We start from the raw sequence: 9,746 nt of genomic DNA on the forward strand, positions 1-9,746 counted from the left end.
TAAAATTTCAGGTGTTAGCCAGGCTCGATTCTTTTGCACCTGGCTAACACTCTTGTCAAAAGCGGCGGTTAAAGCTCAGCTTTGAAGGTATGCAGGCGACGCATGGTTTTTTCCAAACCTTCTTTCATCAGCAACTCAGTACAGCGCAGCGACTCATCAATCGCGTCGTCAATCAGCTTTTGTTCACTGGCTGGCGGCTTGCCGAGCACAAATCCCACCACTTTGCTTTTATCGCCAGGATGCCCGATACCGATACGCAGACGGTAGAAGTTCGGGTTGTTACCGAATTTACTCTGAATATCTTTCAGGCCGTTGTGGCCACCGTTACCCCCACCCAGCTTGATTTTCGCCATGCCCGGCGGGATATCCAGCTCGTCATGCGCGACCAGAATTTCATCTGGCTCAATGCGATAGAACTGCGCCATCGCCAGAACCGCTTTGCCACTCAGATTCATAAAGGTGGTCGGCACCAGCAGACGGACGTCCTGACCGGCCAGAGAAAGGCGGGCGGTATAACCAAAAAACTTACTTTCTTCTTTCAGTTGCTGGTTGTGCTGGCGGGCGAGAAGGTCGACGTACCAGGCGCCGGCATTATGGCGGGTCTGGGCGTATTCTGCGCCGGGATTGGCCAGTCCAACGATCAATTTAATGCTGCTCACGATGTTCGCTTCTTTATCCGGTGAGGTTTAGCGCGCTAGTTTACCTGCCACTTTGGGTTGTGCCAAATATCAGACAGGGCAAACCCGCCTGATGTGCCAGATTTTGAATAGTTTACGTGTCTGACTATTCACTTTCCGAACGTATCTGACTGGAAAACGTAAAGATTTGTCATTCAATGTTCTCTGTCTGTGATCGTGACCGCAAAGTGAACCGGATGGGACGTCTATAGTTAAAGGCAGGAAAAGACAAGACAGCAGTGATGCTAAGACTATCGACAACTGGAGGTGACTTATGAAACGTAAAACCGCAAGAATAATCGGCAATGGCCTGATGGGACTCGGTTTGCTCACAATGGTCGGTGGTGTTGGTTATTCCATCCTGAATCAGATGCCTGAACTGGGGTTACCACAATTTTTAGCGCATGGCGCAATTGGTAGCATCTTCGTCGGCGCCATTTTATGGCTGGCGGGAGCCAGAGTCGGTGGACAGGAGCGTGTTGCAGACAGGTACTGGTGGGTTCGTCACTTTGATTCCCGCTGCACGAACGGTAAGTCACACCGTCATTCCTGAGTTTATCAGGCTGTAATCTGGCTTCTTTGGTAATAAAAAAACCGTTGTCGCTCACACGATAACGGTTTTTGCATTTCAGGTTCTGTCAAAACAAAATGCCCCTGAAAACAGGGGCATAATGATTAATGCTCGAACATCGCAGAAATGGATTCTTCATTGCTGATGCGGCGGATAGCCTCAGCCAGCATGCCTGACAGGGTCAGGGTACGCACTTTTTTCAGTGCACGGATTTCAGCGGAGAGCGGGATGGTGTCACAGACAATCACTTCGTCGATGACGGAGTTTTTGATGTTTTCCACTGCATTGCCGGAGAAAATCGGGTGGGTGGCATACGCGAATACGCGTTTAGCACCGCGTTCTTTCAGTGCTTCGGCAGCTTTACACAGCGTGCCGCCGGTATCGATCATGTCATCAACCAGTACGCAGTCACGACCAGCGACGTCACCGATAATGTGCATCACCTGAGAAACGTTTGCGCGTGGACGACGTTTATCAATGATAGCCATATCGGTATCGTTCAGCAGTTTTGCCACAGCACGGGCACGAACAACACCGCCGATATCCGGAGAAACCACAATCGGGTTTTCCAGGTTCTGTTGCAACATGTCTTCAAGCAGAATAGGGCTGCCGAACACGTTGTCTACCGGGACATCGAAGAAGCCCTGAATCTGCTCTGCATGCAGGTCTACAGTCAGAACACGGTCAACACCGACGCTGGACAGGAAGTCAGCAACAACTTTAGCGGTGATAGGCACACGGGCAGAACGCACCCGGCGATCCTGACGTGCATAGCCGAAGTAAGGAATAACGGCTGTGATACGACCAGCGGAGGCGCGGCGTAAGGCATCAACCATTACGACCAGTTCCATCAGGTTATCGTTAGTAGGCGCGCAGGTGGACTGGATAATGAAAATATCTCCGCCACGTACATTTTCGTTAATTTGCACGCTTACTTCACCGTCGCTGAAACGACTGACGGCGGCGTCACCAAGGCTGGTGTATAAACGGTTGGCAATACGTTGTGCTAGTTCCGGGGTGGCGTTACCAGCAAAAAGCTTCATATCAGGCACGAGAAGAACCTCAGGCTTGCGTCCAGGGAAGACATTGGCTTTTGGCACCACCGGGCGGTGAGCGGTACCAAAGCATTATGCTCACGATACTTCTAAATCTTACTACTTAAATCTGTTGAATAATTGGCTGGCAAAGAACAGACACAAAACTACCGTGACTCTCTACGCTTTGCCCGCAGTTCTCAACCAGACGTCACGAAAACGGTGCAACGGCGAGATATTAACACCTTGTGCGACAAAACTCCGACTCCACGATGGTGTTTTGTCTAAAACCTGACGGGCGGCAGACTCGGTGTCGAATTCCGCAAACACACAGGCACCCGTTCCGGTCAGTCGCGACGGCGCGTATTCTAACAGCCAAGAAAGTAGCTGTTCAACCTCGTAAAAACGTTTTCTCGCAATCGGTTCGCAATCATTTGCGTAAGGCGTGTCTAAAAGCACATTTACAGTGCGTTTTGGTGTATTTCTGGTCAGTTGCGGATCGCTGAAAATCACCGGCGTCGCAATGCTGACACCCGGATGGGCGATCAGATACCATTTTTCCGCCGGTTCGACCGGCTGCAAAATCTCGCCAATCCCTTCAGCAAAAGCAGCATGGCCCATCACAAAGACCGGCACATCCGCGCCCAGCGTCACACCCATCTGAGCCAGTTCGGTATCAGAAAGGCCGCAATTCCATATCGCATTCAGTGCCACCAGCACAGTGGCGGCGTTGGAAGAACCGCCGCCCAGACCGCCGCCCATTGGAATTCGTTTTTGCAAGGTAATGTCTGCCCCCTGAGACGTGCCCGCGTGCTGTTGCAGAAGACGGGCGGCGCGTACCACCAGATTCTCGTCATCTGCAACGCCTTCAACTGGCGTGGTCAGCACGATATCGCCGTCGTCGCGGACTTTAAAACTCAGGCTGTCACCGTAATCCACAAACTGAAACAGTGTCTGCAGATCATGGTAGCCATTCGGGCGCTGGCCGGTGATATAAAGGAACAAATTGAGTTTAGCCGGAGAAGGCCACCATTGCTGCGTCATCTCAGTTTAGCGTCCAGTTATCCATTTTCAGCTTGATACGCTGTTCTCCCTGGGTCATTTCCAGACGCTGCGGCAGGGACGGTTTGGCATCCTCGTCATAGCTCTGATACACCACGGTGCCTGGTTTTCCGTTCTGCGTGAACTTAACTTGTGACAGGCGGTACTGACTGTCGAGGGTGAAATCGGTGCCGTCACCCGGCAAACCGAGCATCCACAAACGCAGATTAGCCAGCGGAATCGACATACCGGTCAGTTTCTGGATCATGTCATCCGGATTATCACTGGTGTAATGCTTGCCTTCATTGTTGGTCAACTGCGCAATACCGCTTTGCACTTTTAATTCCATTTCCGTGCTGCCCAGCGGATTGGTCAGCAATAAACGGTAGCTGTCAGGGGAATATTGTTGCCAGAAGAAGCGGGCATAGACTTTCTGTTTATCGGAAAGATAAGCGAAAGAACCGCGGGTCTGATAATGCTCGAGTTGTTTAACCTGAGCTTCGTGTTCACGCCACTGCGGTGAAGTCGGGCTGGTCGCCGGGCCTTTCGGCGCGTTAATCGAACAGGCGGCAAGGACTAAGCTTGCAAGAGGAAGAAGGCGAACAAAGTGTGCTTTACGCATTGGCATAACAGATAAAATCCTTTGTGCTTTGGCGAAATGGGATGCCAGGGCAAATGTGGCGTGCGTCAGTTTAGCACAGCCCGCGCGAGGGGTGATCTCAACCCTGTGCAGATGATCGGCGATTGAAAGGTTTTGGGACAATGCTGATGTGTAAAAGGATTTAACCGAAGATGCTGTTCGCCTTTTATTGATCTCGCGCATCTTGTAGAATGCCCAACAGACGTAAACCCATACTATTATAAAGTATAAGCCGATAATCGCTCTCCCTATGACCCTGCTTGCATTAGGTATCAACCACAAAACCGCCCCGGTGTCTCTGCGTGAACGGGTAACATTTTCACCCGAGACCCTCGATCAGGCGCTCTCCAGTCTGCTCCAGCAACCGCTGGTGCAGGGCGGTGTCGTGTTGTCTACCTGCAACCGCACTGAGCTGTATCTGAGCGTTGAGCAACAGGAAAACCTGCAGGAGCAACTGGTTAAGTGGTTATGCGATTACCATCATCTGAGTGAAGATGAAGTGCGCAAAAGCCTGTACTGGCATCATGATAATGAAGCCGTCAGCCATCTGATGCGCGTGGCAAGTGGACTGGATTCACTGGTGTTAGGCGAGCCGCAGATTTTGGGGCAGGTTAAAAAAGCCTTCGCCGAATCGCAAAACGGACGGGCGGTTTCCGGTGAACTGGAGCGTCTGTTCCAGAAATCTTTCTCCGTGGCCAAGCGTGTGCGTACTGAAACTGATATCGGTGCCAGCGCCGTTTCTGTTGCGTTTGCGGCCTGTACTCTGGCACGCCAGATTTTCGAATCCCTTTCTGAGCTAACCGTCTTGCTGGTCGGTGCGGGTGAAACCATCGAACTGGTGGCGCGTCATCTGCATCAGCATAATGTCCGCCACATGATGATTGCCAACCGTACGCGTGAACGTGCGCAGGTGCTGGCGACGGAAGTGAACGCAGAAGTGATCAGTCTGCAGGATATCGATTCCCGCCTCGCTGAAGCGGACATTATTATCAGTTCTACCGCCAGCCCGCTGCCGATTATTGGTAAAGGCATGGTCGAGCGCGCGTTAAAAGCCCGCCGTAACCAGCCGATGCTGATGGTGGATATTGCCGTTCCGCGTGATATCGAACCGGAAGTCGGCAAACTGGCGAACGCCTATCTGTACAGCGTCGATGACCTGCACAGCATCATTCAAAACAATCTTGCACAACGCAAAGCGGCGGCCATTCAGGCTGAAACTATCGTTGAGCAGGAGAGTTCAAACTTCATGGCCTGGCTGCGTTCGCAGGGAGCCGTTGAAATTATTCGTGATTATCGCTCGCGTGCTGATATTATTCGCGCCGACGCACAAGCAAAAGCTCTTGCCGCCATTGCGCAGGGCGCTGACGTCGAAGCGGTGATCCATGAATTAGCCCACAAATTGACAAACCGCCTTATTCACGCACCAACCCGTTCTCTGCAACAGGCAGCCAGCGACGGTGATGTGGAGCGTTTGCAAATTTTACGCGACAGCCTCGGGCTGGGTCAGCAATAGTTCTCCTTTTCTCACAGGGTTAAACACCACGCATGAAGCCTTCTATTGTTGCCAAACTGGAAGCGTTACAAGAGCGCCACGAAGAAGTGCAGGCGATGCTTGGCGATGCCGGCGTCATTGCCGATCAGGATAAATTCCGCAGTCTTTCCCGCGAATATTCACAGTTAACGGCTGTTTCTGAATGTTTTCTTGCCTGGCGTCAGGCACAGGAAGATTTAGAAACTGCTGAGATGATGCTCGACGATCCTGAGATGCGCGAAATGGCGCAGGATGAGATCAAAGAGTGCAAAGCCAATATCGAAGAACTCGAAGAAAAGTTACAGGTTCTGTTACTGCCAAAAGATCCGGACGATGAACGCGGTTGTTTCCTGGAAATTCGTGCAGGAACCGGCGGTGACGAGGCGGCTATTTTCGCCGGTGATTTATTCCGTATGTACAGCCGCTACGCCGAAATGCGTCGCTGGCGTGTAGAGATCGTGAGCGCCAGCGAAGGCGAACACGGCGGTTATAAAGAAGTGATCGCCAAAATCAGTGGTGAGGGCGCTTACGGCCAGTTCAAATTTGAGTCAGGCGGCCACCGCGTTCAGCGTGTACCGGAAACCGAATCTCAGGGGCGTATTCATACCTCCGCCTGTACCGTTGCCGTGATGCCGGAAATTCCGGAAGCCGAGCTGCCGGAAATCAACGCCGGCGATTTGCGCATTGATACTTTCCGCTCATCCGGCGCTGGCGGACAGCACGTTAACACCACGGATTCCGCGATTCGAATTACCCACATTCCAACCGGTATCGTGGTGGAATGTCAGGATGAACGTTCACAGCACAAAAACAAAGCCAAAGCGATGTCCGTGCTGGGCGCGCGTATCCGTGCTGCGGAAGTGGCAAAACGTCAGGCAGAAGAAGCCTCGACGCGCCGTAACCTGCTCGGCAGTGGCGACCGTTCTGATCGCAACCGTACCTACAACTTCCCGCAGGGGCGTGTTACCGATCACCGCATCAACCTGACGATTTACCGTCTGGATGAAGTGATGGAAGGTAAACTGGACAGTCTGATCCAGCCGATCGTGCAGGAATATCAGGCCGATCAACTCGCCGCGCTATCTGAGCAGGACTGATGGATTTTCAGTCCTGGCTGCGTGATGCCACCCGCCGTCTTGCTGCGGGTGAAAGCCCGAAGCGGGATGCTGAAATCTTGCTTGGTTTTGTGACCGGCCGGGCAAGAACTTTTATTATGGCTTTTGGCGAAACGCTGCTGACAGCCGGACAACTTCAACAACTGGAAATTCTGCTTGCGCGACGTGAGCAGGGCGAACCCGTTGCCTATCTGACCGGCGAGCGAGAATTCTGGTCGCTGCCACTGTCTGTTTCTCCCGCGACATTAATTCCCCGTCCTGATACCGAATGCCTGGTGGAACAGGCGTTGATCCGTCTGCCTTCTCAACCCGTCAGCATACTGGATCTCGGCACAGGAACCGGTGCGATTGCACTGGCGCTGGCCAGTGAACGCCCGGATTGCAAGGTTACCGGTGTCGATCTGCAACCGGATGCTGTACGCCTCGCCCAACACAACGCGCAAAAGCTGAATATCCTGAATGCGCGATTTTTGCCGGGCAGTTGGTTTTCACCGGTAGCCGGTGAACGTTTCGCGCTGATAGCCAGTAATCCGCCGTATATCGATGCCGCCGATCCGCACCTGGCGAAGGGTGATGTACGTTTTGAGCCCGCCAGCGCGCTGGTGGCAGAAAATGCCGGTCTGGCTGATCTGGCGCATATTATTCAGGCGGCACCCGCGTATCTTCACAAAGGCGGCTGGTTACTGCTCGAACATGGCTGGCAGCAGGCGACTGACGTGCAGGCGTTATTGCGCGATGCCGGTTATCAGCATATCGCGACGGTAAAAGATTATGGCGATAACGATCGTGTCAGCCTCGGGCAGTGGGAGCCGCTACACGGATCAGAAGAAAATCAATTGGTTAGAATTTAAATTTCAAAGGAAACGGACAATGGTATATGTCTGGATCAAGAATCTGCATCTGCTCACTATAACCCTGAGTATTGCATTGTTTGTTTTACGATTTTTTTGGAAATGGGCAGGTTCTGCTATGATGCAGAAACGCTGGGTGAAGACTGTTCCCCATATTGTGGATACAGTGCTGTTATTAAGTGGTATTTCGCTTATCTTCATCACACACTTTTATCCGTTCAGCCCTCAGGGAACCTGGCTGACCGAAAAGATTTTTGGCGTTATTATCTATATCGCGCTGGGTTTTGTGGCCCTGAGCAAGCGACCAGTCAGTCAGAACATCCGCTGGCTGGCCTTTATTCTGGCGCTCGCTTGCCTGTATCTGATTCTTAAACTGGCGCTGACGAAAATACCGCTGCTAATGGGATAACTATGAGTACCCTTGCTGATTTTGAATTTAACACCGCCCGGCTCAGTACCGGGGTGATCAAAGTAACGGAAGCCGTGCGTTTCGATTTCAATGCGGACGACGTTCGCCACCAGTTACAGTCACTGGTCGATGAAGCCCGCCGTGTCGTTCCTGAAGAGCTTGATCAGGATCAGCAGCTCGAAGTGTTGATTGAACTGTTTTACCGCACCTGGGGTTTTGGGGGCGCTGGCGGCGTTTATCGTCTGTCTGATGCTATCTGGATCGACAAAGTGCTGTCTTCGCGTCAGGGCACACCGGTTTCACTGGGGGTGATTTTTCTGCACATTGCGCATGAACTGAGTTTGCCGCTGATGCCGGTGATTTTCCCCACTCAGCTTATCTTGCGTGCTGACTGGCTCGACGAAGAAATGTGGCTGCTTAATCCGATCAACGGAGATACGCTCAATGAGCATATGCTCAGCGTATGGCTGAAAGGCAATCTGGGCGTAATGGCGGAAATAGAAGATGACGATCTGGAAGAAGCGGAAAACACGCTGATCGTCCGCAAAATGCTTGATACGCTGAAAGCCGCGCTGATGGAAGAAAAACAGTTCGAACTGGCTCTGCGCGCCAGTGAAACGGTATTGCAGTTTGACCCGGAAGACCCCTATGAAATCCGCGATCGCGGGCTGATTTATGCTCAGCTGGAATGCGACCATGTGGCGATTTCTGATCTCAATTATTTTGTTGAGCAGTGTCCGGAAGACCCGATTTCAGAAGTGATTAAAGTGCAGATCCATTCGATTGAGCACAAACAAGTTACGTTGCACTAATTTATACTTACCTTACGTCACATTCGAAAAGTTATGATATAACAATGAGTTATGTTATTTTCGGGTGAAGGATTTATCACTAAAAAGGCCAAAGCATGAAACATAAAGTGGTTAGCATTCAGGACATCAAAGTCGCCAACGATCTGCCGTTTGTATTGTTCGGCGGGATGAATGTACTGGAATCGCGCGATATGGCGATGCGTGTGTGCGAGCATTACGTCACTGTGACGCAGAAACTCGGCATTCCTTACGTGTTCAAGGCGTCTTTCGATAAAGCCAACCGCTCATCTATTCATTCCTACCGTGGTCCGGGCCTGGATGAAGGTATGAAAATTTTCCAGGAGCTGAAAAAAGCATTCGGCGTGAAAATCATCACCGATGTGCATGAATCCTGGCAGGCGCAGCCTGTATCTGAAGTGGTTGATGTGATCCAGTTACCTGCATTCCTGGCGCGTCAGACCGATCTGGTTGAAGCCATGGCGAAAACCGGCGCAGTAATTAACGTGAAAAAACCACAGTTCGTCAGCCCCGGTCAGATGGGCAACATCGTCGACAAATTTAAAGAAGGCGGCAACGATCAGGTGATTCTGTGCGATCGCGGCAGTAACTTCGGTTATGACAATCTGGTTGTCGACATGCTGGGCATGAATGTGATGATCAATGCTACGGGCGGTCATCCGGTGATTTTCGACGTGACTCACGCACTGCAAACCCGTGATCCTTTCGGCGCTGCTTCTGGCGGTCGTCGTGCTCAGGTTGCTGAACTGGCTCGTGCCGGTATGGCGGTAGGTATCGCCGGTCTGTTTATCGAAGCGCACGAAGATCCTGCTCACGCGAAATGCGACGGTCCGTCAGCCTTGCCGCTTGATAAACTGGAACCGTTCCTGGTTCAGATGAAAGCCATCGACGATCTGGTGAAAAGCTTCCCGGCGCTCGATACCAGCAAGTAATCTGACCTATTCAGATAAAACAAAGGCGACCTCCGGGTTAATGCCGGTCACTTAAGGTGACCGGCATTGTTTTTTAAGGGATATTTCGACCTTTTTTCTCTCACTTCCCTCGCAT

At 51.8% G+C, this 9,746-nt stretch carries 11 protein-coding genes; 7 read left to right on the top strand and 4 right to left on the bottom strand.

Annotation, left to right across the window (positions count from 1 at the left end; all coding sequences use genetic code 11):
• Window positions 1-68: 68 nt before the first annotated feature.
• Window positions 69-659: an aminoacyl-tRNA hydrolase gene (gene pth / locus HGO41_RS25350; RefSeq protein ID WP_037034067.1), complete on the bottom strand. Its 591-nt coding sequence runs from the start codon at window positions 657-659 to the stop codon at window positions 69-71.
• 292 nt (window positions 660-951) lie between these two features.
• Here pth and ychH point away from each other — a divergent pair, with 292 nt between their 5' ends.
• Entirely contained in the window at window positions 952-1,230 is a 279-nt protein-coding gene (ychH, locus tag HGO41_RS25355; RefSeq protein ID WP_013575592.1) for a stress-induced protein YchH, read from the top strand.
• A gap of 122 nt (window positions 1,231-1,352) precedes the next feature.
• Here the strand turns inward: ychH and prs are convergent, their stop codons facing one another.
• The 3 genes from prs to lolB form a co-directional block, all read right to left on the bottom strand.
• Window positions 1,353-2,300 carry a ribose-phosphate diphosphokinase gene (prs, locus tag HGO41_RS25360; RefSeq protein ID WP_013575591.1) on the bottom strand — a complete coding sequence of 316 codons (948 nt, stop codon included), beginning with the start codon at window positions 2,298-2,300 and terminating at the stop codon, window positions 1,353-1,355.
• 162 nt (window positions 2,301-2,462) lie between these two features.
• Window positions 2,463-3,326, bottom strand: coding sequence for a 4-(cytidine 5'-diphospho)-2-C-methyl-D-erythritol kinase (ispE, locus tag HGO41_RS25365; protein ID WP_013575590.1), 864 nt, complete (start codon window positions 3,324-3,326; stop codon window positions 2,463-2,465).
• A 1-nt stretch (window position 3,327) separates the two neighbouring features.
• Window positions 3,328-3,951, bottom strand: a complete 624-nt coding sequence (gene lolB, locus HGO41_RS25370; protein WP_013575589.1) for a lipoprotein insertase outer membrane protein LolB — start codon at window positions 3,949-3,951, stop codon at window positions 3,328-3,330.
• 262 nt (window positions 3,952-4,213) lie between these two features.
• Here lolB and hemA point away from each other — a divergent pair, with 262 nt between their 5' ends.
• The 6 genes from hemA (at window position 4,214) to kdsA (ending at window position 9,631) form a co-directional block, all read left to right on the top strand.
• Window positions 4,214-5,476, top strand: a complete 1,263-nt coding sequence (gene hemA, locus HGO41_RS25375; protein ID WP_013575588.1) for a glutamyl-tRNA reductase — start codon at window positions 4,214-4,216, stop codon at window positions 5,474-5,476.
• A 32-nt stretch (window positions 5,477-5,508) separates the two neighbouring features.
• Window positions 5,509-6,591: a peptide chain release factor 1 gene (gene prfA / locus HGO41_RS25380; RefSeq protein ID WP_013575587.1), complete on the top strand. Its 1,083-nt coding sequence runs from the start codon at window positions 5,509-5,511 to the stop codon at window positions 6,589-6,591.
• Entirely contained in the window at window positions 6,591-7,460 is an 870-nt protein-coding gene (gene prmC, locus HGO41_RS25385) for a peptide chain release factor N(5)-glutamine methyltransferase (RefSeq protein ID WP_013575586.1), read from the top strand. Before prfA ends, prmC begins: the two co-directional genes overlap by 1 nt.
• Before the next feature lie 19 nt (window positions 7,461-7,479).
• Window positions 7,480-7,869, top strand: coding sequence for a SirB2 family protein (locus tag HGO41_RS25390; RefSeq protein WP_013575585.1), 390 nt, complete (start codon window positions 7,480-7,482; stop codon window positions 7,867-7,869).
• A gap of 2 nt (window positions 7,870-7,871) precedes the next feature.
• Window positions 7,872-8,681, top strand: coding sequence for an invasion regulator SirB1 (gene sirB1, locus HGO41_RS25395; protein ID WP_013575584.1), 810 nt, complete (start codon window positions 7,872-7,874; stop codon window positions 8,679-8,681).
• 95 nt (window positions 8,682-8,776) lie between these two features.
• Window positions 8,777-9,631, top strand: a complete 855-nt coding sequence (gene kdsA / locus HGO41_RS25400) for a 3-deoxy-8-phosphooctulonate synthase (RefSeq protein WP_015689950.1) — start codon at window positions 8,777-8,779, stop codon at window positions 9,629-9,631.
• The last annotated feature ends 115 nt before the right edge of the window (window positions 9,632-9,746 follow it).

The organism is Rahnella sp. CG8 (assembly GCF_023701875.1).
GTDB classification, from domain to species: domain Bacteria; phylum Pseudomonadota; class Gammaproteobacteria; order Enterobacterales; family Enterobacteriaceae; genus Rahnella; species Rahnella aceris.

What these genes read in the sequence shown, in the direction of transcription:
- HGO41_RS25390 (WP_013575585.1), top strand. Translation starts at nt 7,480, where the DNA reads ATGGTATATGTCTGGATCAAGAATCTGCATCTGCTCACTATAACCCTG.
- kdsA (WP_015689950.1), top strand. Translation starts at nt 8,777, where the DNA reads ATGAAACATAAAGTGGTTAGCATTCAGGACATCAAAGTCGCCAACGAT.
- prmC (WP_013575586.1), top strand. Translation starts at nt 6,591, where the DNA reads ATGGATTTTCAGTCCTGGCTGCGTGATGCCACCCGCCGTCTTGCTGCG.
- hemA (WP_013575588.1), top strand. Translation starts at nt 4,214, where the DNA reads ATGACCCTGCTTGCATTAGGTATCAACCACAAAACCGCCCCGGTGTCT.
- sirB1 (WP_013575584.1), top strand. Translation starts at nt 7,872, where the DNA reads ATGAGTACCCTTGCTGATTTTGAATTTAACACCGCCCGGCTCAGTACC.
- ispE (WP_013575590.1), bottom strand. Translation starts at nt 3,326, where the DNA reads ATGACGCAGCAATGGTGGCCTTCTCCGGCTAAACTCAATTTGTTCCTT.
- ychH (WP_013575592.1), top strand. Translation starts at nt 952, where the DNA reads ATGAAACGTAAAACCGCAAGAATAATCGGCAATGGCCTGATGGGACTC.
- lolB (WP_013575589.1), bottom strand. Translation starts at nt 3,951, where the DNA reads ATGCCAATGCGTAAAGCACACTTTGTTCGCCTTCTTCCTCTTGCAAGC.
- prfA (WP_013575587.1), top strand. Translation starts at nt 5,509, where the DNA reads ATGAAGCCTTCTATTGTTGCCAAACTGGAAGCGTTACAAGAGCGCCAC.